23 protein-coding genes and 1 pseudogene are annotated in these 26000 nt (G+C 54.8%); 18 read left to right on the forward strand and 6 right to left on the reverse strand.

The window, feature by feature from the left end; genetic code table 11:
* The coding region (locus BUE18_RS28725; RefSeq protein ID WP_139264556.1) for a transposase family protein at positions 1-177 on the reverse strand (177 nt) is incomplete at its 3' end.
* 515 nt (positions 178-692) lie between these two features.
* On the opposite strand from BUE18_RS28725, the gene BUE18_RS00010 reads away from it, so the two are divergent.
* The 11 genes and pseudogenes from BUE18_RS00010 (at position 693) to BUE18_RS00065 (ending at position 11869) form a co-directional block, all read left to right on the forward strand.
* Complete coding sequence (locus BUE18_RS00010) at positions 693-2456, forward strand: 4Fe-4S dicluster domain-containing protein (protein WP_073471680.1); 1764 nt, start codon at positions 693-695, stop codon at positions 2454-2456.
* A gap of 78 nt (positions 2457-2534) precedes the next feature.
* The gene (locus BUE18_RS00015) at positions 2535-3404 is read left to right on the forward strand and encodes a CoB--CoM heterodisulfide reductase iron-sulfur subunit B family protein (RefSeq protein ID WP_073471682.1); all 870 of its coding nucleotides are present in this window, start codon (positions 2535-2537) and stop codon (positions 3402-3404) included.
* Between the two features lie 15 nt (positions 3405-3419).
* Positions 3420-3785, forward strand: a pseudogene (locus BUE18_RS27775) (FAD-dependent oxidoreductase); the annotation flags it as partial.
* Between the two features lie 54 nt (positions 3786-3839).
* On the forward strand, positions 3840-4310 hold the full coding sequence (locus tag BUE18_RS00030; protein WP_073471684.1) for an NADH-quinone oxidoreductase subunit NuoE family protein: 471 nt from the start codon (positions 3840-3842) through the stop codon (positions 4308-4310).
* A 152-nt stretch (positions 4311-4462) separates the two neighbouring features.
* Positions 4463-5902, forward strand: coding sequence for an ATP-binding protein (locus BUE18_RS00035; protein ID WP_073471685.1), 1440 nt, complete (start codon positions 4463-4465; stop codon positions 5900-5902).
* Entirely contained in the window at positions 5895-7328 is a 1434-nt protein-coding gene (locus tag BUE18_RS00040; RefSeq protein WP_073471687.1) for a sigma-54-dependent transcriptional regulator, read from the forward strand. The genes BUE18_RS00035 and BUE18_RS00040 overlap by 8 nt, the downstream gene beginning before the upstream one ends.
* Positions 7329-7389: 61 nt before the next feature.
* Positions 7390-7767 carry a YajD family HNH nuclease gene (locus tag BUE18_RS00045; protein ID WP_073471689.1) on the forward strand — a complete coding sequence of 126 codons (378 nt, stop codon included), beginning with the start codon at positions 7390-7392 and terminating at the stop codon, positions 7765-7767.
* Between the two features lie 153 nt (positions 7768-7920).
* Positions 7921-8394 (forward strand): MarR family winged helix-turn-helix transcriptional regulator, encoded by a 474-nt coding sequence (locus tag BUE18_RS00050; protein ID WP_073471691.1) that lies wholly within the window; start codon positions 7921-7923, stop codon positions 8392-8394.
* Between the two features lie 202 nt (positions 8395-8596).
* Positions 8597-9145 carry a hypothetical protein gene (locus tag BUE18_RS00055; protein WP_073471693.1) on the forward strand — a complete coding sequence of 183 codons (549 nt, stop codon included), beginning with the start codon at positions 8597-8599 and terminating at the stop codon, positions 9143-9145.
* Between the two features lie 420 nt (positions 9146-9565).
* The gene (locus BUE18_RS00060; RefSeq protein WP_073471695.1) at positions 9566-10171 is read left to right on the forward strand and encodes an NfeD family protein; all 606 of its coding nucleotides are present in this window, start codon (positions 9566-9568) and stop codon (positions 10169-10171) included.
* A gap of 42 nt (positions 10172-10213) precedes the next feature.
* Entirely contained in the window at positions 10214-11869 is a 1656-nt protein-coding gene (locus BUE18_RS00065) for a flotillin family protein (RefSeq protein WP_073471696.1), read from the forward strand.
* A gap of 225 nt (positions 11870-12094) precedes the next feature.
* Here the strand turns inward: BUE18_RS00065 and BUE18_RS00070 are convergent, their stop codons facing one another.
* The 3 genes from BUE18_RS00070 to tsaA all read right to left on the reverse strand — a co-directional run bounded on the left by BUE18_RS00070 (position 12095) and on the right by tsaA (position 15453).
* Positions 12095-13438 carry a trimethylamine methyltransferase family protein gene (locus tag BUE18_RS00070; protein WP_073471698.1) on the reverse strand — a complete coding sequence of 448 codons (1344 nt, stop codon included), beginning with the start codon at positions 13436-13438 and terminating at the stop codon, positions 12095-12097.
* 419 nt (positions 13439-13857) lie between these two features.
* The gene (locus tag BUE18_RS00075) at positions 13858-14619 is read right to left on the reverse strand and encodes a TSUP family transporter (protein WP_073471700.1); all 762 of its coding nucleotides are present in this window, start codon (positions 14617-14619) and stop codon (positions 13858-13860) included.
* A 288-nt stretch (positions 14620-14907) separates the two neighbouring features.
* Entirely contained in the window at positions 14908-15453 is a 546-nt protein-coding gene (gene tsaA, locus BUE18_RS00080; RefSeq protein ID WP_073471701.1) for a tRNA (N6-threonylcarbamoyladenosine(37)-N6)-methyltransferase TrmO, read from the reverse strand.
* Positions 15454-15826: 373 nt separating this feature from the next.
* Here tsaA and BUE18_RS00085 point away from each other — a divergent pair, with 373 nt between their 5' ends.
* From BUE18_RS00085 to BUE18_RS27390, 6 genes are all read left to right on the forward strand, one after another.
* Positions 15827-16936 (forward strand): iron ABC transporter substrate-binding protein, encoded by a 1110-nt coding sequence (locus BUE18_RS00085; protein WP_073472311.1) that lies wholly within the window; start codon positions 15827-15829, stop codon positions 16934-16936.
* A 10-nt stretch (positions 16937-16946) separates the two neighbouring features.
* Positions 16947-18017, forward strand: a complete 1071-nt coding sequence (locus tag BUE18_RS00090) for a FecCD family ABC transporter permease (RefSeq protein WP_073471703.1) — start codon at positions 16947-16949, stop codon at positions 18015-18017.
* Entirely contained in the window at positions 18014-18769 is a 756-nt protein-coding gene (locus BUE18_RS00095) for an ABC transporter ATP-binding protein (RefSeq protein ID WP_073471705.1), read from the forward strand. The genes BUE18_RS00090 and BUE18_RS00095 overlap by 4 nt, the downstream gene beginning before the upstream one ends.
* 290 nt (positions 18770-19059) lie before the next feature.
* A complete protein-coding gene (locus BUE18_RS00100; RefSeq protein WP_073471707.1) occupies positions 19060-20619 on the forward strand; it encodes an OprO/OprP family phosphate-selective porin in 1560 nt (519 codons plus the stop codon).
* Between the two features lie 25 nt (positions 20620-20644).
* Complete coding sequence (locus BUE18_RS00105) at positions 20645-22342, forward strand: GEGP motif-containing diheme protein (protein ID WP_073471708.1); 1698 nt, start codon at positions 20645-20647, stop codon at positions 22340-22342.
* A gap of 36 nt (positions 22343-22378) precedes the next feature.
* A complete protein-coding gene (locus BUE18_RS27390; protein ID WP_170868220.1) occupies positions 22379-22891 on the forward strand; it encodes a hypothetical protein in 513 nt (170 codons plus the stop codon).
* Positions 22892-22918: 27 nt separating this feature from the next.
* On the opposite strand, the gene BUE18_RS00110 is transcribed toward BUE18_RS27390, so the two are convergent.
* Positions 22919-23623 carry a YczE/YyaS/YitT family protein gene (locus BUE18_RS00110; protein WP_139264558.1) on the reverse strand — a complete coding sequence of 235 codons (705 nt, stop codon included), beginning with the start codon at positions 23621-23623 and terminating at the stop codon, positions 22919-22921.
* Complete coding sequence (locus BUE18_RS00115; RefSeq protein ID WP_073471712.1) at positions 23616-24053, reverse strand: MarR family winged helix-turn-helix transcriptional regulator; 438 nt, start codon at positions 24051-24053, stop codon at positions 23616-23618. The genes BUE18_RS00110 and BUE18_RS00115 overlap by 8 nt, the downstream gene beginning before the upstream one ends.
* A 515-nt stretch (positions 24054-24568) precedes the next feature.
* On the opposite strand from BUE18_RS00115, the gene BUE18_RS00120 reads away from it, so the two are divergent.
* Positions 24569-25903 (forward strand): response regulator, encoded by a 1335-nt coding sequence (locus BUE18_RS00120; protein WP_073471714.1) that lies wholly within the window; start codon positions 24569-24571, stop codon positions 25901-25903.
* Positions 25904-26000 lie beyond the last annotated feature (97 nt).

Below are 26000 nucleotides of genomic sequence, written 5' to 3' on the forward strand. Positions count from 1 at the left end.
TTTTGACAGCCATCGCTTTCGTTTTTTGCCGAAATTCTCAATTTGCTCGTATGTGTCAGCCCCGGATACCACGGCGCATATGGCCATGACGATGATGTCTATTAGTTTATGCAGCGCGTTATGATGCCGGGGATCTTGCACGGTCTCGAAATACTGGTCTATGGTGCGTTCTTCCATGAGCGCCTCCTTTGTTTAAGTCGCCCACAGACCTTACACCAGTGCTTTAAAAAAGTCTAGTTGAAAAATATTTATAAGTATTTCAAGTTATTATAGATGTGCTACCATATACTGCACCCTGAAGCCCGTCTTTTTTTACATGCGTATGCCCTGCAACGAAAATCGGTTTTGAGGGCCTTTGAGCCCCCTCGACTTTCTTAAGAAATTGGGCTGTTTGGAACAGGGCGGGTTCAAAATAACATTTAATTGCATGGCGTGGCGCCTAAAGCCGAAATATGTGTAACGGCCCATAAAACGCCCCCCAAAAAAAAAGGCGTGACATGAAGGGCGAATTATGACATATTCCACCCTTTCATCAACCGGTTTTCCGCCGCTTGTGAAAATCGATTTCTGAAAAGGCTTGAACTAAGGTTGCGTTGTTGACTAAGCTGCTGGGAGTAAGGCTTTCCGGCCTTAGCTGAATAATATGGACCCCCGTTTATTTCGGGGGCTGGATAAGGGAAAAAGGAGAAAGCATGTTATTCGGTGACAAACTGCTTACCGTGATTTTCTACGCCTCGTTGGCTGTGTTTGTCTTGGGGACTATTTATAAGGTCTACGGGTGGTTTAAAGCAAAGGTCGGCGCTCAGGCGCCGGACGCCGCCCCCGGGGAACGCATGGGCGCCGCCTTCAAGGGCGTTGTAGGAATGATTTTCAGCAAGAAGCTCTTCACCTTTCTGGAGGCCCTGTTCCTGGACGTGATTTTGGGCCGCCGTCAATTCCAGGTGGACAAATTGCGCTGGATCATGCACTCCATGATCTTATGGGGCTTCACCTTGCTGGTGATCTTCCACGCCTTTGGAAAGCTGGTCAACCCCTGGTTTGTGGGAGAGTATTATTCGACCCTCAATCCGTTCTGGGTGCTTAGGGACGTTTTCGCAGTCATGGTCTTTGCGGGAATCATCCTGGCCATCGTCCGCCGCGTCGCCAAAAAGAGCCCGCGCCTCAGCTCCAGCCCCATGGATATTTACGCCATCATCATCGTGGCTGTTATCATGTGCTCCGGCGTCTTGTATCAGGCCGCCCAGATGACTTCCTATTCCCTGTTTGTGGAAATGGTGGAATATTGGGCCGGCTTGGACATGTACGATGACGAGGAGGACGTCCAGGCCATTGAGGCGTTCTGGGTCGCCAACTACGGATTGGTCTCCCCCAATATTGAGGAGCCGGATCCGGACATGGTGGAAATGGGAATCGACGCCAATGACAGCTATTGCGCGTCCTGCCATACCGCTTCCCCCAAAGCCTTTTTGAGCTACGGCTTCGCCAAGATGCTCAGCCCCATGGCCGGCGTCTTGGACGGCTCCCGCAAAGCCTTGAAGTACTTCCATTTGCTGGCTTGCTTTTTGGGGCTGGCATATCTGCCTTTCTCCAAGATGTTCCACCTGATTTCCACGCCCATCAGCCTGATCGCCAGCCGCGTGATGGACGAGAATTCCCTGCCCGAGAACATCGCCACCAGGCAGGCCATGGAGTTGGACGCATGCGTCCACTGCTGCACATGCAGCAACACCTGTTCAGCCATGATGGCCAGCGTCACTTCCGGCAATAAGCTGGTGCTGCCTTCCGAAAAGATGCAGAGCCTCAAGAAATTGGCCAACGGCGGCGAGCTGAACGCCGATGAGCTGGAAGCCGTGAGCTACGGCGTATATATGTGCACCAACTGCAACCGCTGCACCGCGGTCTGTCCGTCGGGCATCATTCTTAAAGACCTGTGGATGTCCGTGCGCGAGTCCCTGATTCAGAAGCAAAAGGCCCAGCCCATGGTTCTGACGCCTTTGTCTTTCTTCCGCGGGTACAACCGCGCCAGGATCGCCCCGGAAACCTACGGCGCTCCGGCTCAAAAAGCCCAGGAAGCCGTGGCCGGCAAGTTCGAGCAACTGGCCGCCAAGGATGTCTCCATAGACATCACCCAGGCGTCTTCGGCAAAGGCCAATCCCATGTTTGCCTATTGCTTCGGGTGCCAGACCTGCACCACGGTTTGTCCTGTGGTGGGCGGGTTTGAGAATCCCGAAGAGGAGCTGGGTTTGGTTCCCCATCAGATCATGTGCTCTCTGGCCATGGGCCTGGAGGAAATGGCTTCCGGCTCCAAGATGATCTGGGACTGCCTGACCTGTTACCAGTGTCAGGAGCACTGCCCCCAAAAGGTTCCGGTTGCGGACATCCTTTATGATCTCAAAAATTTGGCTGCAGCGCGGGTGTTGCCCGAAAAGCAGGCCGAGAGCAGGAAGACCAAGTAGCAACAGGGCTTCCCGGGCGGACTCCGCCCGTATATATAAAAGTTTTTACGAACAACCAGGCAAAATAGGACATAGATTATGAACTACGCATTGTTCTTGGGATGCAATATTCCGGCGCGGGTCCCCCAATACGATCAGGCGGCTCGTGCAGTGCTGAACAGACTGGGCGTCGAGGTTCTGGATATACCGGATTTCAACTGCTGCGGATATCCCATGCGGGACACGGATTCTCAGGCCTTTTTGCTTTCCTCGGCCCGGAACCTGGCTTTGGCCGAACAGTCCGGCTTGGATATGATGGTGCTGTGCAAATGCTGTTTCGGCGCCCTCAAAGCCGCAAGCTACGCTCTGGCGCAGGACTCGGCCCTTAAAAATGAAATCAACGCCTTGCTGGAGCCGGAAAAACTGTCTTACCAGGGGAAGGTGAAAGTAAAGCACTTCTTTTCCGTACTCCAAGACTCCGTGGGCCTTGACGAAGTGAAAAAGAAGGTGGAACGGCCTTTCCAGGGCCTTCGCATAGCAACCCATTACGGGTGTCACGCCTTGCGCCCCAGCGCCGTCACGGAATTTGACGACCCCGTCAATCCCAGCTTGTTCGATAAACTGGTGGAGGCCACCGGCGCTGAAAGCGTGGATTGGGCGGAAAAAACCGATTGCTGCGGCGCTCCCCTGATGGGCGCTAATGACGAGTTGTCCCTGAAGATCACCGGGAAAAAGCTCAAGGGCGCACGCAAGGCGGGAGCCCACTTCCTGTGCGCAGGCTGCCCTTATTGCCAGATGCAATTTGACACGGTGCAGGCTTCCTTTATAAAATCGGAGCCGGGCAAAGGACCGATGGCGTCCATCCTGTATCCCCAACTCCTGGGCCTGTCCATGGGCATCGACGCCAAGGACCTGGGGTTGGATAATAATTGTTTGGACATCAGCAGCATCAAGCTGTTTCTAAAATAAGTAAAGGAGAAAACGATGGCTGACCAGACTGTAGGTTCGGTCCTGGTGGTGGGCGGCGGAATTTCCGGCATGCAGACCGCCCTGGACCTGGCCGATTCCGGCTATTACGTGTACTTGTTGGAAAAAAGTCCGTCCATTGGCGGGGTGATGTCTCAGTTGGACAAAACCTTCCCCACCAATGACTGCGCCATGTGAATCATCTCTCCGAAACTGGTCGAGGTCGGCCGGCATCTGAACATAGAGTTGATTACATATTCCGATCTGGAGTCCGTGGAAGGAGCTCCGGGAAAATTCAAAGTCAAGGTTCGCAAAAGAGCGCGCAGCATCAGCACGGACCTTTGCACGGGTTGCGGCGCCTGCCTGGATGCATGCCCGGTTACCAATATAGTCAATGCTCCGGCCTGATTCGACGCCGGACAAAGCCTAGGGTGCAACATGAAAAAAACAGATATTGACTGGCCCAAGATTACAAAGATCGTTCAAGACTATAATTCAGACCCCGAGTGCCTGCTTATGATTATGCAGGATATCAGCGACATATATAATTATGTGCCGCCTGAGGTCATTCCCGTTCTGGTGGAAAAGCTGGGCGTCAGCGAAAGCCTGATATACAGCGTGGCGACCTTCTATAAAACCATCAGCCTGGAGCCCAGGGGTAAATACATCATCAACGTGTGCACCGGAACCGCCTGCCACGTCCGCGGAGCCGAGAAGATCACCCATGCTCTGGCCGAGGAATTGGGCATTGAAGAAGGCCAGACCACGGCCGACGGCATGTTCACCCTGGATGCGGTGCGTTGCGTTGGCGCTTGCGCCTCCGGCCCGGTGGCCATGGTGAACCACGACACCCACGGCGCCCTGAACCGCTCCAGCGCCCTGGAAATGCTGGATCAGTACAGGAAGTAGTCCCTGTAAATTTGCAGCAACCAATTTGGTTTTGAAAAGGCCCGCGCTTGCGCGGGCCTTTCTTTTTTTTCAGGTTTGCTTGATTTCCAACCCCCGCCTATAGGATAATACGGCCATTAATTGTCCTGAAGCATCCCAAGGGGAGGGTAAATATGAAAATCGCCATTGTAGGAGGCGGAAGCCGCTGTTTGTTTTTCATCAACATTTTGGCGACCTACAGGTTTTCTTCGGAAGTCCAGCCTCAAATTGTAGCCATAGCGGATATTAACCCGGACGCGCCGGGCGTAAAGCATCTGGTTGAGCGCGGGGTTTATTACACCGATGACTATTCCGAGTTTTTGACCAGGGAGGACCTGGACGTCGTGCTGGACCTGACCGGGGACGAAGAAATTTTCACGTATCTTTGCAAGGAAAGAAACCTCCTCACCACCGTCCTCAACGACGAAACCGGCCTGATTTTCTTCGAAGGCTACCGGCCCAGGGAATGCGCGGGCAGCAGGCAGCTGAATTTCAAGCGCACCAAGCAGCTTTGCGATCTTTTTTTTACGGAGCTGGTCAATGAGGAAGTTTTTGTCATCGACACTTCGTTTACCATTATCGATGTCAATAATCTGCCCTTGCAAAAATACGGCCTGGAGCGCAAGGACGTCATAGGCAAGCATTGCTACGAGGTGACTCATCAGGTTAAGGAGCCATGCAGCAGCAAGGCCCATCCCTGCCCCATGGTGGAAATTCAAAAAACCAGGCAGCCATACCGCTGCACCCATATTCACTACGACAAGGAAGGCCACCGCATCCTCCACTCCATTTCGGCCTATCCCATATTCGAGGCCAACAAGATCGTGGGCATCGTGGAGCTGGCCCGGGACATCACCTGGGAAACCAGCCTCCAAAAATCCTTTGGAGACCAGGAGAAACTTTCCGCCATCGGCCGCCTGGCCGCCGGCGTGGCCCATGAACTGAACAATCCCCTGACTACGGTGCTCACCTCCACCATGCTCATTCAGGAGGACATGGACCCCAAACATCCGGATTACGAGGAACTGGACCTCATTAAAAACGAAACCCTCCGGTGCCGGAACATTGTGAACAACCTCCTGAACTTTGCACGCCAGTCCAAGCCCATCAAGCAGGAAGCGGACCTGAACGAGATCGTGCAAAGCAGCATGGCCCTTATCCGCAAACAGGCGGATTTCAAGAATATCGTCATGAAATGCGACACCTGCCCGGAAAGGCTCATGGTCTATTGCGACCGGGACCAGATCCAGCAATGCCTCATCAACCTGGGGCTGAACGCCATTGACGCCACAGCGCCCGGAGGCCGCATCACCTTCACCACGTCCCTGGTGGACGACGGCAAAATGGCGAAGATTTCCGTGGCTGACACGGGAGAGGGGTTGCCCCAAAACATCAAGGACAGCATTTTCGAGCCTTTTTTCACGACCAAGGAGACGGGCACCGGCCTGGGGCTTTCCATCACCCACGGCTTTGTCAAGCAGCATAAGGGATTCATCGACCTGGAAAGCACCCAGGGGCACGGCGCCACATTCTCCATAAGGCTGCCCTTTCAGAGGGAGGAGGCCCATGCCTGAACCCAAGGCCAAAATCCTCGTCATTGACGATGAAGAGGCCATCTGCAGGAATTGCGAAAAAATCCTCTCCCGCTCCGGCCATACCGTCAAATGGGCTTTGAACGGGTACAAGGCCATGGAGATGATGTACAAGGAGGCCTTTGACCTTGTCATCACGGACCTCAAAATGAATTCCATGGGCGGCCTGGAAGTCCTCTCCCGCGTCAAGGATGAGTGGCCCCAAACCCAGGTGATCGTCATCACGGGCTACGCCTCGGTGTCCTCGGCCGTGGAGGTCATGAAGACCGGCGCCTTTGACTACCTGCCCAAACCCTTCACCCCGGACGAACTCCGGGGCGCCGTGCGTCAGGCCCTGGCGCCGGAAGAGCTGTTCAACGACGCCAAGCCGGACGTCAAAAAAATCTCCCGAAAAATCACCACCCACCAGCTTGTGGGGGACAGCCCCCAGATGCAGGGCGTCATCCGCATGCTCGCCAAGGTGGCGCCCACGGATTCCAACGTGCTCATTTACGGAGAATCGGGCACGGGCAAGGAAGTGATCGCCCGGGCCATCCATGCCAACAGCAAGCGCAAAGGGGAGGTTTTTTTCGCCGTGGACTGCGGCGCCCTGGCCGAAAATCTTTTGCAAAGCGAGCTTTTCGGGCACACCAAGGGAGCTTTCACAGGCGCGGTCAAGGATAAAAAAGGCATATTCGAACTGGCCGACGGAGGCACGGTCTTCCTGGACGAGGTGAGCAGCATCAGCATGTCCATTCAAAGCAACCTGCTCCGGTTTTTGGAAACCAGGGAGGTGCTGCCCATAGGCGGAACCGCACCGGTCAAGGTGGACGTTAGACTGATCTTCGCCACCAACCAGGATCTTAAGGAGATGGTGAGCCAGGGGAAATTGCGGGAGGATTTTTACTACCGCATCATGGTGTATCCCATTTTCACCCCTCCGCTCAGGGAGCGCAGGGCCGACATCCTGCCCATCGCCTACCATTTTCTGGACTTGTTCTCCCACTCCATGAGCAAGGATATTCGGAGCTTTTCCCCGGACGCCGCGGAAATCCTCCTGGATCACTCCTGGCCCGGGAACGTGCGCCAGCTTCGCAACGCCATTGAAAGAGCGGTAATCCTGTGCGAAGGCCGCACCATCTCGGCCAGGGAGTTGGAGCATCTCCAGGACAGGCCCGGTCAGGAGCATCACCAGGGTGCGTACACCATCACCCATGACTATCAGGTTCCCGCAAACGCCGAAGAGCTTAAAGAGGCCAAAAAAATCATCCGGCAGTTGGCGGTGGAGCAGGTGGAGCGGGATTTTTTAACCCAGGCCCTGGAAAACGCCGGCGGCAATATCACCCGGGCCGCCGAGCAGGTGGGCATGCAGCGCAGCAATTTTTCCAACCTCATGAAAAAACACGGCGTCCGCGCCGTAAAAAAATAACTTTGGATTTGAAAAAGCGGATTTCTTTATAAATCCGGAACCATGCAGGGAGTTTTACAGAATGGCGAAGCAGGATGACAAAAAAAACCGGATTGTGGCCGACGCCCTGGCCTCCCAAAAGGAAAGGGAAAAAGGCTACCGGGAGAAGGCCCTCAAGATGTATCCCCACGTTTGCGGCAAGTGCGGCCGGTCCTTTGAAGGCAAGCGGATCCAGGAACTGACCGTCCACCACAGGGACCACAACCACGACAACAATCCCCCGGACGGCAGCAACTGGGAGCTTTTGTGCATCTATTGCCATGAGGACGAACACGCCCGCCACTCCGTGGCCGACGCCTACGGCGGCCGCAACACGGAGGAGGACGCGGCCGGCGGAGACATGGACAACAAGCCTTTCGCCAACCTGGCGGCCCTGCTGCAGAAGAAAAAAAGCAGATAGCCGGGATTCAAACCAGGGAAAAGGGGGCTTATGCAGGTCAATCCAAGGTTTTTCCCATAGGCTTGCGACGCTCTGGAAAGAATCCTACCGCTCGGTAAAAAAATCGCAAAAAAATATTTGACATAGTTTGGTATGCGAACTATATTTGCAGCCATGGAAACGAGATCAACATACACCGACATTCTTAAGCTCTTCAGAAGGGTGGTCAATAAATACCGCAGCCTGGAAAAAGCGCCCATCCTGTTCGGTACTGGCGACTCTCTTTTCAGACAGGAAGTCAGCGCCATTCAGGCCATCGGCGCAGACCCGGGCAGGAACGTGAGCGAACTGGCCCATATTCTGGGCGTCACCAAAGGAACCGCGTCGCCCATCGTGACGCGCCTGGCCAAGCGGGGTTTGGTGAATAAGTATAAGAACTTGGATAATAACAAGGAAGTGCTCCTGGAACTCACCGTTCGGGGCGAAAGCGTGTATCACGAGAATGAGCTTTTGCTGATTAAGCTGCGCCAAGCCCTTTTTGAACGCTATGAAAAGGAAAATCCTGAGTATTTGGAGTTCTTGAAGGATTTTTTAGTGCAGATGGAAGAGTTGATCGAAGAGCACTATGCCGAGCTTCGGAGCCAGTAGGCGGACCCCCTTTTTTTTGGGATATATGGTTTGGTATGCTAACAAAATCCTAACGGATTGGGGCGAAAGCAAACGTGGAACCCGCCGGAATAAGGCCCCCGGGCCGCCGGCTTTAACATACCGGAAAGAGATTTGTTCGGCCGGCAAATCTCAGCTCCGGGCAAAACATATTTAACCGTGCTTTATTTAAAGGAGTGGCAGCATGAAAAAGATGGTTTTTTTGTGTACATTGATCGTGGGATTTTGCGCAGCGCTGAGTCCCGCCATGGCTGGGGAGATCGCCTCCCTGCAGGTTGTTGATTTTCCCAAGGCCGACCTCATGATCGTATTCGCGGACAAGGACGCCGCTGTAGAAGCTCCCGCCCATGTGGATGTCAAGGGCTGCGGGGAATACTCTTTGGTCAGGCTGCTGGATTACTCGGCGGGAAAAGCCATGGTAGCCTCCATGCCTTGGGGCCACAAATCCGTCGCCAAGGAGGAATGGACCCAGTTGGAAGGTTGGTTTAAAAACGCCGTCATGGAAAAGAACGGTAAAGAGGGCTTCCTGGCCGCAGCCGTGCCTGAAGGCAGTTTTTACTCTGTGGACCAGGGCGCGGCCGGCGCCGTCGCCAAAGCGGGAACCGGAGAGGACGTTGCAGCGATCCTGGAAAACTCAAAGACCCCCGCAGTGGGCAAATACATCCTGGAAAAGGAGCATCACAGCTGGTGGCCGCCCAGGGCGCCGGAAGATGATATGATTCCCACCATCTAACGGCAGGATTTACCCGGAGTTGTAATTGCGGACCGGGAGATTCCCCCCTTTTCCCGGCCGCCCGGCGAATGCCGCCCCGGCTCCCCAGAGATCGCGCCCCTTCCGCGATCGTTGGCCGGCGCAATCATCCGCCTGACGGATACTGTTTCGGGTGTTTCACGGGCCTCTGATAATCAGAGGCCCGTGTTTATTTTAAGGAGGAGTCAAGGCGGCTGCTTGGGGCTTGGCCGCCGTCTATTCTGTAAGTTGAAAGCCTTGCCAAATCCCCGAAAATCCCAGGTCAAAAAACATAAAAGGGACTGTTTTCCTCAAAGACTTGTGATTGGCTTGCCAAAACGCTGCTTTTGTGATTAATGAAAGCCATTCCACTTCATCCCATCCACAATAAGACGGAACGCAGCTTTAGCCAGGGGAGGAAAAATGGACGGTTTAAACACCTTGGAGATCTTTTACCTGTTTTGCGCACTCTTGGGCGGAATTCTCGTCGTCTTCAGGATGATCATGCAAGTCCTGGGGGCGGCGGATGTGGATATGGATTCCGGCGGCGGCGTGGGCGGCGATATGGGCGGCGACGTGGGAGGAGACGTGGGCGGCGATGCTTCCGGCCATGACGACTCGGACGCGGGATTCAAGCTGCTGTCCATGCATGGGCTTTCCTCCTTCATGCTTATGTTCGGGCTGGTGGGTTACATTGTATATCATAATGAACGGGCCGGGGTCGCCCTGTCCCTGGTTGCAGGCTCGTTCGCCGGATATATCAGCGTATGGATTATCAAAAGAATTTTCGACTTCATGATCAAAATGCAGTCCAGCGGCACCTTGGAGATGTCAGCCGCCGTGGGCGCCGAAGGCGAGGTCTACCTGACCATTCCTAAAGGCGGGGCCGGCAAGGTGATGGTGAATTTCTGCGGGCGTCTGCGCGAGTTCGAAGCCATGTCCGAAAACGGCGAGGAAATGAAAACCGGAGTAAGAATCAAGGTGGTCCGCATCAGCGGGAGCACCTTAATGGTGGATCGAATGGTGTAATAGGTAAATCAATCCTTAATTAATAAGGGAGGTTTTTGAATTATGGGCGGAGAAGGGTTGTTGGGTTTCATAGGCTGGCCGCTTGTGGTGGTAGTGTTGGCGGTTTTTATAATCTCAACCTTGGTTTTTTTGGCGTCGCGCTATAAACGGTGCCCCTCGGACCAGATTTTAGTGATCTACGGCAAGGTCGGGGAAGGGCAGTCAGCCCGATGCATCCATGGCGGCGGCGCCCTGGTGTGGCCTTTGATTCAGGACTATTGCTACATGAGCCTCACGCCCATGACCATCAATATTCCTTTGAGCAAAGCCCTGTCCATGCAGAACATCCGCATCAACGTGCCCAGCACATTCACCGTGGGCATCAGCACGGAGCCGCAGATTATGACCAACGCGGCCGAGCGCCTTTTGAACCTCCCCAAAGAGGTCATCGAAGACATGGCCATGGAAATCATTTTCGGCCAATTGCGTCTTACGGTCGCCTCCCTGACCATCGAGGAGATCAACCAGGACCGGGAGCGCTTTTTGGAAGCCATCCGCCGAAACGTGGAGCCCGAGCTGAACAAGATCGGCTTATATCTCATCAACGTGAACATCACCGACATCACGGATGAGTCCGACTACATCGAAAGCATTGGGAAAAAAGCTGCGGCCGAGGCCATCAACCAGGCCAAGGTGGACGTGGCCGTCCAGGATAAGACCGGTTCCATCGGCGAGGCCGAAGCCTTCCGCGAAAAGGAAATCAAGGTGGCCGAAAACGTGGCCCAGGCGGAAAAAGGCAAGAAAGCCGCCGAAGCCGACCGCCGCGTTTACGTGCAGCAGCAGGAAAGCAAGGCCACCATCGGTGAGGCTGAAGCCAACAAGGAACTGAACATCAAGGTGGCTGAAAACGAAGCCCAGGCGGAAAAAGGCAAGAAAGCCGCCGAAGCCGACCGCCGCATCTACGTGCAGCAGCAGGAAGCCGAGGCCGTGGGCGGGGAAAACAAGGCCAAGGCCGACATCGCCGACGCCGACGCCCAACTGGCCATCAAGCAGGCTGAGGCCAAACGCCAGGGCGAAGTGGCCAAGCGCCAGGCCGAAGTGGAAATCCAAAAAGCCCAATACCTGGCGGAGCAGCAACGCTTGAACGCTGAGCAGATCGTCGTCCAGGAGACGGAAAAGCAAAAGATAGAAATCGCGGCCGAAGCCGAGGCGGAAAAAACCCGCCGCGAAGCCAAAGGCCAGGCCGACGCCGTCCTGTTCAAGTATCAGGCCGAAGCCCAGGGCGTCCGGCAGGTGCTCCAGAGCAAGGCCGAGGGCTACAACCTTTTGGTCAGAAGCTGCGCCGGAGACGCCAAGGCTGCAGCCACCTTCCTTTTGGTGGAAAAGCTGGAGGAGTTAGTCAAGGTCCAGGTGGAAGCCATCAAGAACCTCAAGATCGACAAGATCACGGTCTGGGACGGCGGCGGCCAGGACGGCGGAAAAACCGCCACGGCCGATTTTTTATCCGGCATGGTCAAAAGCCTGCCTCCCCTCCACGAAGTGGCGGGCATGGCCGGTGTGGATCTGCCCCAATACTTGGGGGATATGGCTGCGGAAAAGGAGCCTAAAGAGGAAAAGAAACCCGTGCAAAGTCCCAATACGGTCAGGGTTTCCGTTCCCAAGCCGGCGGCCGGGCTCAAAGCCCCGGAGCCGCCCAAAGAGCCGGAAGGCAAGGAATAGTACACCCGGTTTATCCAGTATGACGCATCGGGTTCAACGCCGGGCGAGGGCTGCTTTTAAGCCGCCCCGCCCGGCGAGTTGTTTTTGGCTTATGGATTCCTGTTGCAGTGCAGCGGCGCCTTCTTTGCGGGCGCCTTTCAAAAGAGCCCCTTATACACTCCCGTGGCCGTCCAAATCTTTTTTTCCCGGCGGCAAGAATTCCGTTTTGGATTTTTCACGGCCCCGTCAAAACCATTCCTGGGGAATGTTCTGCAATGTGTGGGAGTGGCTGCCGAAATCGCCGTTATAAGTGTCTATGGTTTCTATAATGACTTCCAGCAGCCTGTCCTTTTCCCGGTGAAAGAGGAGCGTGGGATCCTGGTAAAACATTTCGGCTCTTTGTATGTCCCGATTCAATCTTACGTTGTTCGCCAGGACGGCGGTGATTCCGTTTTCGTCCAAACTCTGAATGTGCCGCAGGGCCAAAATGTCGTCTTCCGCCTTTTCAAAAGAGAAAAACGCCAGGTCATTCAGGAAGCCGTAGCAGTGGCGGACCATATGCCATCCTTCGAACATGTCGTCCCAAAGGATCATTGCTCGCACCGTCTGGTAATCCGTGCCAAGCAGGTCGTCCTTGTGAATCCGCCCATCAATGGTGCAGCCGGATTGGATGCTGGCGATATCCAATAAGCGGGAGGTGTAGGCCACCAGATAATTCACGAAATTGTGCACCACGGAGCCAAGTTTCAGCACCGGATTCTTTCCGGGGGTGCACATGGTCGGTAAGGCGCCGTTGACGACCTTGGTTTCAGGGTTGATCCCAAAAGCAATCGCCATTCCCGCCAGAAATTCGGCAAAGGCCAGCAATGCAATGCCGTAAGGCGTCATGGGGCCGTTTTGTCCGCTAAAAGGCTGGGTGACAAGCATCACGGGTATTCGCCGCTGGACGCACTGGACGAACACATCGATATTTTCCTTAAAGGACAATGTCAGAGGGGAACTGAAAATCGTGTGATTCGTGATGATATACTGGCCCGACTGGATTTGTTCTTCAGCCTCTTGCACGCCGGAGTCCGTGGATATATTGAAAAACTTGGGGCCGCTGAATATATTGGATGTAACGCCGAATTGCTCCACTTCGTATTGGCTCAGCTGCCTGGCGCAGACAAATGAAAAGGGCATTTCATTGTCCCGGGCCAACATCGCCTGCTTGAGGATATGGTTCAACTGGGGATCCTTTAACTCATAATCCTCTTCCCCTTGTTTATGAATGAACGCCGCGACGCCGCCAGGCCCGAAAGCTCTGTCGACTATGGGAAAATCAAAGCGATACGCCTGATCAACGACGCTTTGTATATACGCGGGCTCAAAATGAATGCGGCTGGTCCCAGGGTCGTAAATCGCCCCGTAATCGGTTCCCTTGGTTGTACGACGGATGATTTCGGAGTAGTCGACAAAGGAGCCGTTTTGCTTTCTGTGGGGAATCTTGACTCCGCAATAGAGCAATACTTCCTTGGCGTCATATATCAGATTTCGAACCAGCCGGTTCCATAGGTTTTTATAATCATTGTAGCGTATTTTTTTTAGCAAGATTGTCCCCCCATTTGGATTCTCTTGTCGTTTTTCTTTTCCTCCGCATTCGATTTCGTTATGAGTTGTCCGCACGTCAACTTGTTCTGACTGAGCCGCAATCCGCCGCCGCCTGCTCAGGCGAAAACAGACCCCAGCATGGAACTACTTTAACATACGCAAAACGTTGCATCAAATTTTCGTTTTGTGGTTTTTTGAATGATAAATGGCGGGAAATGGATATTAATGCGATGCGGCCGCCCCCTTTGGGGACGGCTATGGAAGGAGGGTTGCGCGTCCTCGGCGTCCTCCCGGGGTCTGCTGCTTCCGTTAAATGTTACCCAGCGTTTTCGACAGTTCAAGCGCCTTCCATTTAACGCTTTGGGATTTCCAATAGAATCCGGTTGGCGCGCCTGTGCCTGGATTCGGCGTTTTACCCATTACCCAACCACTGCATCCCAGATCAGCTTAACAAGCGTTACGCCCACCACTGCAAGAAATACGCTCCGCACAAAGCTGACTTTACGCACGATCACCATTCGGGAACCCAAATAGGCGCCCGTCATCTGGCCTGTCCCCATGAGGACGCCAATGGTGAAAATGACGTTGCCGCCGATGATGAAGGCGATCAGGGCCACGATGTTGCTGGTGAAATTAACGATTTTGGTAAAGGCGGTGGCCTTTTTCAAATCCAGGCCGATAAGAAGGACAAGGCCGATGGTCCAGAACGATCCGGTTCCCGGGCCGAAGAAGCCGTCATAAAATCCAAGGAGCAAACCGGCCGCAACATAAAACGCGTGCTTTCCCATACGGGCTTTCCGGTCTTCCTGCCCTAGCTGGGGGGTGAGGAGGGTGTAAAAAAAGATGCCCGCCAACAAGAAAGGGATGATCACGCTCAGAAAGTCGGCCGACAGCATTTGAATGGACACGGTGCCGATGGTCGCTCCAATGGCGGTGAACAGCACCGGCATCCAGATTCCGGAAAGCGAAACCAATCCCTTGCGGCTGTAGTTCACCGCAGCCGTAAAGCTGCCGAAGCTCGCCTGGAGCTTGTTCGTCCCCAGGGCGAGATGCGGGGGAATCCCCATGGCGAGTAGAACGGGCATGGAAAGAATTCCGCCCCCGCCTGCAATGGAGTCCACAAATCCGGCGCAAAGGCCCGTCAATAAAAATACTGCGTAATGATATAGTTCAAAATCCAATGGCTACCGTTCCGACCTTTTATGATGCGCCGACAAAATCCCCGGCGCGCCCAATCCGTCCGCCGTCGCTAAGCCCCAAGGAATAACCTCGGGAAACAGACTTCTATGGGGCGCCGGGCAAAAAGTCAATAACTTAGAACCGTTCGGGCCTGCGCAAAAATTTTGGGGGACGTCTCTCAAAATTTTGGGGGACGTCTCTCAAAAACTCAATAACTCCAGCCCCAAAAGATTTTTACAGAGACAGCAGCCGGGCAGGGGGCCTTTTTTATGAGGCCCCCATCAGATCCCTTATTCTTCTTTTTTCAAATCCTCCATCAAATCGTCCAGCCATTGGGGGACCGTCACTTTTTCGTAATTGGGATAGCTTAAAGTGAAGGGCTTGATGTCCAGGATGGGGCTGCCGTCCACCGCGTCCAGGCCCTGGACTTTCAGGATGTTGTCCTTACGTTCCAGGAGGCGCACGGCCGAAACCAAAATAGGATTGGGCCTGGCCGGGCTGCATGTGGCGTAGATGCCTTTCAGGGGGATGTTCTTTCTTCCCATGGGGTGGACCTGACGCATGGACCGCCTGTCTTCGGGAATGAGGTGGGGCCAGTAAATCACCAAAATGTGGGAATATTCTTCGATGCCGTCCAGAATGCCTTCCAGGTTGGGATCGATTTCCAGTTCGCTTTCCAGGGAATTCAGTTTTTTCCGGGTCTTGCGTTGCTCCTTGATGCGGTTGTCATAATCCTCATCGCCCATATCAGGGCGAAACGCGGGCTTGTCCATGGAGGTATGCACCACGCCCACGGGGGTGACGGTGAATTCGTTCAGGCTTCTGTAATCCGGCATTGTTGCTCCTTTTCCGCTCTTCAAGCGCAGACAAAAAGGCCGCCAAGGCTCAACCATACAGGTTCGTGCGCCTTCACGGCGTGAGTGTGAATATTTAAATGCTTTATATGCGCCTTCATGGCGTGATTTTTTTAATACAATAAGGCTGGGGTATTAGAGTTGTCAATGACCGGTGAACCAAGAACTACAGCTAGCGCCTTTCCATTTCAGGCTTGACACATGATTTACAAGCCATTATCCTCGAACAAACTCCGTCCGAAGGCGGAACGTAAAAACAGCTCCAAACAATATAATTGAATATTTAAAGCCATGAAGGCCGATGCGAGGAACGCGTGTCGCCTTTTTGGCTTTTTTTATTTGGGGAGAAAATTTCATGAAAAAAGGCCTTGTATTGTTACTGGTTGGAACCCTTGTTTTTTCCTTGTTTTCAAGTGTTTGCTATGCAGAGCAAAAGATCGTGGACGCCATGGGACGCACCGTTTCCATCCCGGATAAAGTGGAGAAAGTCATCTGCTCCGGCCCCGGATGTTTGCGGCTGCTCACCTACCTCCAGGCTCAGGACCGCATTGTGGGCGTGGACGATATGGAAACCCGCCGGACCCAGTTTGACGCCCGGCCATATGCTTTGGCCAATCCTCAGTTCAAGGAGTATCCCGAGTTCGGCAGCTTTCGCGGCCACGATAATCCCGAGCAGATCCTGGTGCTGGAGCCTCAGCCCCAGGTGATTTTCAAAACCTACGCAACCATGGGGCATGACCCCATCGAGTTATCCCAAAAAACAGGCATTCCGGTCATCGTACTCAATTACGGAGACCTTGGCGGCAATAGGAGCCAGTTGTTCCAGGCCGTCCGCATCATGGGCCAGGCTTTGGGCCAGGATAAAAGGGCCGAGGAGGTTGTCGCTTTTTTTGAATCCGCCATCCAGGACTTGCACGACCGGACCAAGGACATTCCCGAGGACAAACGGCCTTCCTGTTATATTGGCGGCATCGCCTCCAAAGGGCCCCACGGCTATCAGTCCACGGAGCCGGGATATCCTCCTCTCGCCTTTATTCACGCCAACAACGTGGCGTACAGCACAGGCTTGAAAGGCAAGGCCCTGATGCACAGCAACGTGGCCAAGGAGAAAATCGTGGATTGGGATCCGGAAATCCTTTTTTTGGATCTTTCCACCCTGCAAATGGGCGATCAGGCCGGCGGCCTCTACGAGTTGAAAACCGATCCCGCCTATGCAGCCCTGACCGCGGTCCAAAAGGGCAAGGTCTACGGCGTGCTGCCTTATAACTGGTACTCCCGGAATTACGGCTCCATCCTGGCTAACGCCTATTACATGGGAAAACTCATTTATCCCGACCGCTTTGAAGACGTGGAGCCCCAGGCCAAAGCGGACGAAATATATTCATTTCTCATGGGCAAAGGCGTGTTCGACATTATGAATGAGAGCTTTCAGCACCTGGTTTTCAAGCCGGTCCCCGTCAAGTAGGGAGCGAAACATGCACCTGAATCACGGCGAAAAACACGAAGAATACTCCCGCTATGTGGGGCGCAAAGCCGCCTTGCTGGCGTTCTCCGGAATAGTATTGGTATTGATTTCCCTGGTGAGCATCTCCAAGGGCGCGGCCAGCCTGCCCATTGGAGAGGTGGCCAAAGCCCTGTTGGGATTTGACGCGGCCAAGCGCACGGAGTTGATCGTCTGGAACATCCGTCTGCCCCAGGTGCTGGCCGCCATCGTGGCCGGAGCCGGGTTGTCCCTTTCCGGAGCGGTCATGCAGTCGGTTTTGCGCAATCCCTTGGGCTCGCCCTTCACCTTGGGCATATCCCACGCCGCTGCCTTTGGAGCCGCCTTTGCAGTGATGATCATGGGCTCGGGAACCATGGCCAGCTCCCACGTGGGCGCGGTGACCATTTCCAATCCTTACGTGACCACCGGCATGGCCTTCCTTTTTTCCATGGGCGCTTCCGGGGTGATTGTGGGAATCTCCCGCATGCGGGGCGCTTCGCCGGAAATCATGGTGCTATCCGGCGTGGCTTTGGGCGCCTTGTTTACGGCCGGGACCATGTTTCTTCAGTTTTTCGCCGACGACGTGCAGCTTGCCGCCATGGTTTTCTGGACCTTCGGCGACGTGGGCCGGGCTTCCTGGTCCGAGCTGGGGGTGCTGTCCGTCATCACCCTGGCGGCGTCGGCCTATTTTCTTTTGAACGCCTGGAATTACAACGCCGTGGACGCCGGAGACGAAACCGCCCAGGGCCTGGGAGTCCGGGTGCAGCGGGTGCGCATATGGGGCATGATCATCGCCTCTCTGGTGACGGCCGTGGCCGTGGCCTTTCTGGGGATCATCGGCTTTGTGGGTTTGGTCTGCCCCCACATGGTCAGGCGCCTGATCGGCGGGGACAATCGATACCTCCTGCCGGCCTCCATGCTGCTGGGCGCCATTTTGCTTTTGGCTTCGGACACCGTGGCCCGGCTGATCCTGGCGCCGCATCTTTTGCCCGTCTCCATTCTTACGGCGTTTATGGGCGCGCCGGTTTTTCTGGCATTGATCATCAAAGGATACGCAAAATGATTCTGGAAGTGGACGGCGTAAAATTCGGATACAACGGCAAGGACATCCTGAAGAACGTCCAATTGAACGTGGACCGGGGTGAAATGCTGGTCATCCTGGGCCCCAACGGGGTGGGAAAAACCACCCTTTTGCGGTGCATCAACGCCATTTTAAAACCCAAGGCCGGAACCATCATGGTGGAAGGCGGGGACGTCCTGAAAATGGAGCCCGCCGCCATCGCCCGCAGGGTGGGGTACGTGGCCCAGTATCAGGCCAAAACCCGCATGACCGCCTTTGACGCCATCCTCATGGGCCGCAAGCCCCACATAAGGTTTCGCACCTCAGAGGACGACATCCGCATGGTGGACGGCGCCATCAAGGTTTTGGGCCTGGAAGACCTGGCCATGCGCCACATCGACGAAATGAGCGGCGGCGAATTGCAAAAGGTGGCCGTGGGCCGGGCCTTGGTTCAGGAGCCCCGCTTGATGCTTTTGGACGAGCCCACCAGCAGCCTGGACCTCAAGAACACCATGAACATCCTGTCCCTGATCCAAAGGGTGGTCAAGGAGCACAACGTGGGTGCGGTTATGACCATGCATAATCTGAATTCCGCTTTACGCTTCGCCGATAAATTCGTGTTTCTGAAAAACGGAGAAATCCATTCGGCCGGCGAAATCCAGGAAGTCTCCGAAGAAATGATAGAAGAGGTGTACGACATCCCCGTGGAAATCCTCCACCACAACGGCCGGCCTTTGGTGGTCCCGTTGAACTAACCCAAACGGTATCGGCGAGATTATGAAGACATCCGGGCCTTTGAACCCGGGAGATTTGGTCCGGCCGCCGAGTCGGCCTGCTTTCGCCGAAATGATCGGATCATTTCCTTTTCAGCTAATTACAAAAAATGTTTGACTTCTGTTAAACATGGGTATTAAGTGAGCCCGGATCGTTGTATCATATTTGGTATAAGGATGGCCTTCCGTTGTATCATATTTGATATATAGACCCGTTCGTTGAAAAACGATCTTTCTTTCCTTACATGAATTTACAAGTTGTGGAGTTCAAAGTGTCGGTAAAAAAAATGTTGCTGATGGTAGGCGTGGTGTTGTTGCTGGTCTCCGGGGCTTATGCGCAGGATTCTTTTAATAACAACTTATTGGAAATATTAGAAACCAAGGGGATTTTGTCCTCTCAGGAAGTGACGGCGCTTCAAAAAAAGGAGGCTGCAAACACGGAAGCCGGGGCGGCCGCCCAGGAAGCCCTGGTGCTGCTCCTGAAGAAAAAAGGGGTGCTCACCGAAGAGGATGCCGCGTTCATTTTGGGGGGCGAGGCCGCGCAGGATGACTCTCTGAATCTTTCTCAAGAGGCGTCTCCGGCTTTGGGCGGCAAGGAGTCCGGCAAGGAGCTTGTGGGCGTCCTGGATGACGGCTTTTGCCTGAAAACTCGGGACGGCTCCGCCCGGTTTCATCTGAAGGGCCTTTTGCAGACGGATTATAAGGCCTATGACTATGACCTGGAGCCCGAAGGAATCGGCACGGACCCGGGAACGGACGGTTTTGACATTCGCCGGGCCAGGCTGATCACCAAGGGCAAGCTCTCCCCTTTGTTTGACTTTGCCATGTCTTACGAGTTCCAGGGAGTCAACTCCCGGCGTTTGCTGGACGCCTATGTGAACGCCCGGATTCATGACGCGTTTTCCCTCCGTGCAGGCCAGTTCAAGGAGCCTTTTGGCCTGGAAGCCCTTTCTTCGGACAGCGACCTGTTTTTTACGGAGCGCTCCATGGGCTTTGGCCTGAATCCCGGCAGGGACGTGGGCGTCATGGCTTTCGGCGGTTTTTGGGACAACGCTTTGTATTACAGGCTGGGCGTGTTCAACGGCGACGGCATGGATGACGCCTCCGGAGGAAACGTGGACGAGCCCGAAGTGTGCGCCCGGATCGGCGCGGCCCCCTTCGCCCACGCAGGATTTCCCCTGTTACAAGGCTTTCATCTGGGCGCCAGCGGTTCTTATCAGCGGGCGGACGCCAACACGGTCAGCCTGGATATCAGCACGGCCGGCCGTACTGATTTCTTTTCCTTAGCCACCAATGCGAAGTTCAGCATCATCCGAAACTGCGACACCCTCATCCGCCACGGCGCGGACGCGGCCTGGACCTACGGCCCCGTGGCCCTGTTCGGCGAGTACATCCAGGCCCGGTACGATGACGTAGAAAGCAAGGCTCAAACCTTTGACGCCGAAATGACGGGCTATTACGGAGCGGGCGCCTGGATCATCACCGGCGAGCCCGTCCTTGCGTCCCGGGGCGCCATCCAGCCCGTCATTCCCGCGAACGCATTGGGAGACGGAGGCTATGGAGCCTTGGGCCTGGCTTTCCGGTACGATAATTTCGACGCCGGCGACAAGGTGTACGACACCTTGGTTTTTGTGGGCGATTCCGTGAGGGAAGCCGAGGCCATGACCTTTGGCCTGAATTGGTACTTGAACCAGTACGCCCGCCTGTCCCTGGAATTCACCCGCACCACATTCGATCAACCCCTCCTGATATACCGGGATTCCAGCACCGGCACATCCCTGTATAGCGACAAGGAGGATCTTATAATAAGCAGGTTCCAATTAGGTTTTTAAGCGCTTGATGAAGAAAGGGAGGAAAATGAAGAGACCGGTATTGTTGTTTGCCATTTTACTAATTGCCATTACAGGATCCACGGGCATGGCGGCTTATCACCATCAGGGGGAAATCGACTCGGACAATTTTACGGCGGTGTATCCCGCCGCCTCAGGCACCAAACTGGACCAATGCGCCTTGTGCCATTGCGGCGGGGAGTACGAAAAAAACGGCAAAACCGTCACCCTGGGAAGCTGCCAGTGGTGCCACGACAGTGAGCACGGATACGGGTACGACGAGTCCGGCAACATCTGGAACACCCTGAACCAGTACGGCAAGGATTACTTCACCGCCGGACGCAATCAGGCGGCGGTCGCGGCCATTGAAGACGATGATTCCGATGGAGACAATTACACCAACCTGGAGGAAATCACGGCTGTCTCCTATCCTGGCAACGCGAACGACGACCCCTCCAAAACCCCCGCGGCGTTCCGGGTCTATTCCATGGATCAGATCGAAGCCATGGATCAGCACACCCAGTTTCTGCTTATGAACACCAGCCGCTCCGGCGATTTTTACGCCGAGTACACGGGCGTGATTATGGAAGACCTTCTTGAAGACGCCGGCATTCTGGACTCCGCCACAGGCATCACCGTGTTCGCCCCCGACGGATGGTCCAATTACCATCCCATGGAAGCGGACGGCCAGGAAAACCATTACCATGTGAAGGGAGAATACGCTGAGGCCCAGTTCCAGTATGACGCCGAGGCCGACGAGGCCTTGAACGCCGATGGATGGTGCGATTACAGCGCGCCCTCCTGCAAGGGCCGCAACCACGGCGACGTCATTGCCGTGGACGGCGGACTGCACATGATCCTCGCCTACCAACGGGAGGGAAGCTATCTCGATACAGGCGTTCTGAACAATGACAATAAACTGGACGGCTCCGGGCCTTTCCGGGTGGTGCCCCCCCAGGTGACCCCTTGTCCGCCCGACCAGTCCAGCAAATCCGATGTGCAGGACGTGGTCTGGCCCTATGACTATGACTGGGATCATAACGCCGGCGCATCCAGCCGCTCGGCCACCATCATCCGCGTGGAGCCCCTGCCCGACGGCATTACGGATATCGACATCCTGGAAGCCGGCTGGAATTACGTGGACCAGGGCAAGATCATCATCTACGGCGCCATTGACGGCGCCGACTCCAACGGAAACGGCATTCTGGACAGCGAGGAAGGCGACTCCGCAGATCCTAAAAAAGCGCAGTTCCGGCCCATGACAGGCCTGGACAATATGACCGCGGAAGTGGATGCAGGGGAACTGAAAAAAGTGGAAGCCCTGTACTGCGACGATCCTTCCCTGAGCCAAACCAACAAGCCCGCCAGCATGAGCTATCCCTACGGCGCCTTTAAGCTGGAAGTCCACGGCCTGAACGCAGCCAGCGCGGACGGAGACATCGTCACCCTGACGCTTACCTTCCCCGACGCGGTTCCCACCAACGCCAAGTTCTATAAAATCGTGGCCGGCGGCTGGGTCAGCCTGCCTTTTGACGACAACGACGGCGACGAAACCATCGTGGTCACCCTCCAGGACGGAGACCCGGACACCGACGCTGACGGAACCATCAACGGCGTGATTGTGGACCCGGGCGTCCTGGCGACTCCGGCCGCCTCTTCCGGCTCCAGGTCTTCTTCAGACGACGGCGACTCCAGCTCCTGCTTTATCAAAGCCCTGCTGCAGTAACCTCGCCCCTGCATGAAAAAACACGGGAGGCCGCATTTGCGGCCTCCCTATTCCCTACAAACAACAGATAAAGAAAAAGGGTTTTTCGCCTCCGGCGGCCAACTGCCGCAGACGGAAAAGCATGCCTCCGGCGGTAAACTGCCACAGACGGAAAAGCATGCCTCCGGCGGCAAACTGCCAAAGACAGAAAAGCATGCCTCCGGCGGCAAACTTTTTGAAAAAAGTTTGATCAAAAACTATTCAATGGCGCTGCGCGCAAAAGCGTGGTCAGATTTGTCACTCCTGAATGGCCCTATCGGGAATCCAGCGCCCCCTGTCCTTGTCTTTGGGGGGCGCCGGCAGAGCAGTATCCTGCCAGTGTGCGGAGCATTTTTTGTTCGAGCAAGGCTGATTTCCAAGCTAAAAATGATTTGCTTCCCTTTTTCTCGGTCCCATGGTTCCCGTGGGAATGCATATCTCAAGCAACTGAATTCATGTTGCTTCCCCCTTGCCGAGGAGCGTTTGAGTCCGTCATTCCCGAATGCAGTAATCGGGAATCCGGCGCCATAGAGAAGAGGTCCTTGATAAGGGGATTTGTCATTTTATCGATAGTTGTGCATCCATAGTCAGAGCCTTGGCTTTATCCGCCGGCTGGGGCGCGCCGTAGCACCATGCCCTCAAAAAATCCACGTGCTGCAGCAGCAGGCGGATCATCCAGCCCACGGCAAAGGCGGCGATAAAGGTCCCTTCGCGCAGGCCGAGGATCTGCCGGGCGCCGATAAGGGAAATGGCCAGGGCCGTCACCACCAAAGACACATCCAGCCCCACCTTCACCAGGCCGAACTCCTTCTTTTTCGCGTAGCAAAAGGCCTGGGCGAATCCTTCTCCCGGTATATATATAAGGTCAGCCGTCAGTTCACAGGTGATCCCGGCAGCCAGGACAAAGCACCCCAAGAGCAACTCCACGATTTGCTTCCAATAGGCGTCCGGGATGTAAAACTCGGTCAAATACATGCCCACGTCAATGAAGACCCCAAAGATGGTTATGACAACCAGCTGAAAATACTGAATCCTTCGGAACTCCTTTTTAAGCAGGATCATCTGCCCTATTATAAACAGGATGTTGAAAATAAAGGTCCAGGTCCCGAAGCTCAGGGGCGACAAAAAGGTCAGGACGTAAGGCACGCTGGAAATAGGCGTGGTTCCCAGGCCGGCCTGCGTGCTTAATGCAACGCCCAGCCCGGCCAGCGCAAGGCCCACGCCCAGGCAGATCATCCGTCTTCGTAATTCCCGGCTAGGCATTGGCGCTCTCCTTGAGCAGGTTGCTCCGGAGCTTTTTCAAAAGGGGAATCAGGAATTCCTCCTCCTCCCTGCCGACTTCTTTCAAAGCCCTGGCCTCCACAATGGCGAAGGCCCGCTTGACCTTTTGAGCGGTTTCATAGCCCTTTTCAGACAGGGAAACCGTTACGGTCCGGCGGTTTTCGTGGTTTCTGACGCGTTCGATCAGGCCGGCGGCCTCCATTTTCGCGAGAATATTCGTCAGGGTGGGGGGCTCAATAAAGCAGCCTTCCGCAATCTCGCATTGGATGGAATGGGGCTCGGCCATGAGAAAGGCCAGGACCTTGGGCTGCCCCGGCGACAGGTCCGGGCAGGTCTTGGCGATTTCCTCCAGGATCGTTTTTTTGAACACGGATTGGGTGGCCATGAGTTCGTAATGCATTTCGTTGCGCATATAATTATCTTCCTAATAATTAGGTTTCGAATTATTAAGTTCCGAGGTTAATACGCCCATTGAATCTCCTTTGCAAGAAGAAAAAGGCATAAATAAAAAATACATGCAAAAAATATTTGTCCTATTATAATAATTTGAATTAATTATAAAATATCCTGATAAACCTTGTTCCGGGCCGGCGCATAGGCATGAAATCGCCTTCGGGCGGCATGGGGAAAGATATACGCCGTATATGAAATATATACATTAAAATATTCGGGTGTTTCACTAAACTATTTACTTTATATTCAAGAATTTATTTATAAATACCCTCCTGTGTTTAGGGGCGTGCGGGGAAAATCACCGATCAAGGCGGCGTATAATTTTTTGTGACGTTTTTAAGGCGGAGGTTTTGCCAAAACGAAAATAGTAAAATAAATCAATATGTTAAATAAAAATATTCTGGTTGGCACGATTGATGCTCTTAAGGAAAGCGACGATGTAACGTGAAACACCTCTTACGAAAGGAGGACCTTATGAGCCAAATCCAAAGAATCTTAGTGGTGGACGACGAGCCCGGCATCCTGCAGAACGTGACCAAAATTCTGTCCAAAGCCGAATATGAGGTCTTCCAGGCGTCCAGCGCCAAGGAAGCGCTGGAAGAGATGGCCAAGCGGTCATACTCCCTGTTGATTTCGGATATAGTCATGCCGGAAATGAATGGCCTGGAATTGCTCAAAATGGTCAAGAACCAATGGCCCCTGACCCAGGTGCTGATGATGACGGCTTACGCTTCCACGGAAACCGCCGTCAAGGCCATCCGCCTGGGCGCCCTGGATTATCTGCCCAAGCCTTTCACCCCGGACGAACTGCGCGAACTGGTGGACCGGTCCGTGGCCGGAGACCTGTACGAAGCCTCGGTGGGCGACGTGGAGCGGGAAGACATTGACGCCATGCACCTGAACCTGCCCCTGGACATGCTTTCGGAAGCGGACGTGGGGGAGGGCTTCTGCGACATCGGCAAGAAGGTTTGCAATGTTTTCCAGAAGTTGGGCCACACCTGCAAGGCCGGCGAGAAAAAGGGCCTGTGCCCCCAAGAGGCCAAAAAGGCCAAGGCCGAAGACGCCGCCCCTGCCATTCAGGAGTTGATCGGCGTGGATATGCCTTTTAACTACGAGGAAGTGGTGGAAGCCACAGGCCCGGAATACGTGGCCAACCTGGGGCGCGACGGCTTTGCGTTCATGCCCTACGAGGAGCTGAAGGCCAGCGCCGCGCGCATGGAGGCCCGTTTGAACCGGGCCAGGCTGGCGGCCATGTACAAGAAGAAGGAAAGTCATATCCCCGGGACCACCGACGCCCTGTCCGACATTACGGACGCCGTGGGAACCGAGTACGTCAAGCATTTGGATCGCGACGGGTTCTCCCGCATTCCCTTTGAGGAGCTGAGGGGAAGCGTCCGGAAGATGGAGGCGAAATTGAGCGGTAAGGAGATTGAACTGGCCCTGGCCTCGGATATTCTGGTGGTTGACGACGAGGTGGCGGTCAATAACAACATCCGAAAGATTCTGAAAAAAGGGCAGTACACCGTGGATCAGGCGACCACGCGGGACGAAGCCCTGGAAAAAGTCAGCAAGGGATTTTACCGGGTCATCATCCTGGATCTCAAGATGCCCGGCGTGGTCGGACTGGAGCTCCTGGAAGCGGTGCACAAAATGCAGCCTAACGCCAAGATTGTGATCATCACCGGGTACGCCAGCATCGAGACGGCCGTGGAGACTTCCCGACTCGGCGCCATGCTGTACGTTCCCAAGCCCTTCACCCCCGCAGAAATTCGCACGGCTGTGGAAAAGGCCTCCCGCCTTGCCGCATAGCCGAGTTGCGACCCCTCATAACAGGCCGCGGAACCCTTAGGGGTCCGCGGCCTTTTTTTATTGACAATGTTTTTCCTCATCAGTATTCTTTTGGTTT

It is taken from the genome of Desulfatibacillum alkenivorans DSM 16219, from assembly GCF_900142135.1.
GTDB classification, from domain to species: Bacteria; Desulfobacterota; Desulfobacteria; order Desulfobacterales; family Desulfatibacillaceae; genus Desulfatibacillum; species Desulfatibacillum alkenivorans.

Coding starts and splice junctions, on each gene's coding strand:
- tsaA (WP_073471701.1), bottom strand. CDS start 15,453: ATGCCGGATTACAGAAGCCTGAACGAATTCACCGTCACCCCCGTGGGC.
- BUE18_RS00040 (WP_073471687.1), top strand. CDS start 5,895: ATGCCTGAACCCAAGGCCAAAATCCTCGTCATTGACGATGAAGAGGCC.
- BUE18_RS00065 (WP_073471696.1), top strand. CDS start 10,214: ATGGGCGGAGAAGGGTTGTTGGGTTTCATAGGCTGGCCGCTTGTGGTG.
- BUE18_RS00110 (WP_139264558.1), bottom strand. CDS start 23,623: ATGCCTAGCCGGGAATTACGAAGACGGATGATCTGCCTGGGCGTGGGC.
- BUE18_RS00060 (WP_073471695.1), top strand. CDS start 9,566: ATGGACGGTTTAAACACCTTGGAGATCTTTTACCTGTTTTGCGCACTC.
- BUE18_RS00115 (WP_073471712.1), bottom strand. CDS start 24,053: ATGCGCAACGAAATGCATTACGAACTCATGGCCACCCAATCCGTGTTC.
- BUE18_RS00015 (WP_073471682.1), top strand. CDS start 2,535: ATGAACTACGCATTGTTCTTGGGATGCAATATTCCGGCGCGGGTCCCC.
- BUE18_RS00050 (WP_073471691.1), top strand. CDS start 7,921: ATGGAAACGAGATCAACATACACCGACATTCTTAAGCTCTTCAGAAGG.
- BUE18_RS00035 (WP_073471685.1), top strand. CDS start 4,463: ATGAAAATCGCCATTGTAGGAGGCGGAAGCCGCTGTTTGTTTTTCATC.
- BUE18_RS00090 (WP_073471703.1), top strand. CDS start 16,947: ATGCACCTGAATCACGGCGAAAAACACGAAGAATACTCCCGCTATGTG.
- BUE18_RS00105 (WP_073471708.1), top strand. CDS start 20,645: ATGAAGAGACCGGTATTGTTGTTTGCCATTTTACTAATTGCCATTACA.
- BUE18_RS00030 (WP_073471684.1), top strand. CDS start 3,840: ATGAAAAAAACAGATATTGACTGGCCCAAGATTACAAAGATCGTTCAA.
- BUE18_RS00045 (WP_073471689.1), top strand. CDS start 7,390: ATGGCGAAGCAGGATGACAAAAAAAACCGGATTGTGGCCGACGCCCTG.
- BUE18_RS00010 (WP_073471680.1), top strand. CDS start 693: ATGTTATTCGGTGACAAACTGCTTACCGTGATTTTCTACGCCTCGTTG.
- BUE18_RS00055 (WP_073471693.1), top strand. CDS start 8,597: ATGAAAAAGATGGTTTTTTTGTGTACATTGATCGTGGGATTTTGCGCA.
- BUE18_RS00095 (WP_073471705.1), top strand. CDS start 18,014: ATGATTCTGGAAGTGGACGGCGTAAAATTCGGATACAACGGCAAGGAC.
- BUE18_RS00085 (WP_073472311.1), top strand. CDS start 15,827: ATGAAAAAAGGCCTTGTATTGTTACTGGTTGGAACCCTTGTTTTTTCC.
- BUE18_RS00120 (WP_073471714.1), top strand. CDS start 24,569: ATGAGCCAAATCCAAAGAATCTTAGTGGTGGACGACGAGCCCGGCATC.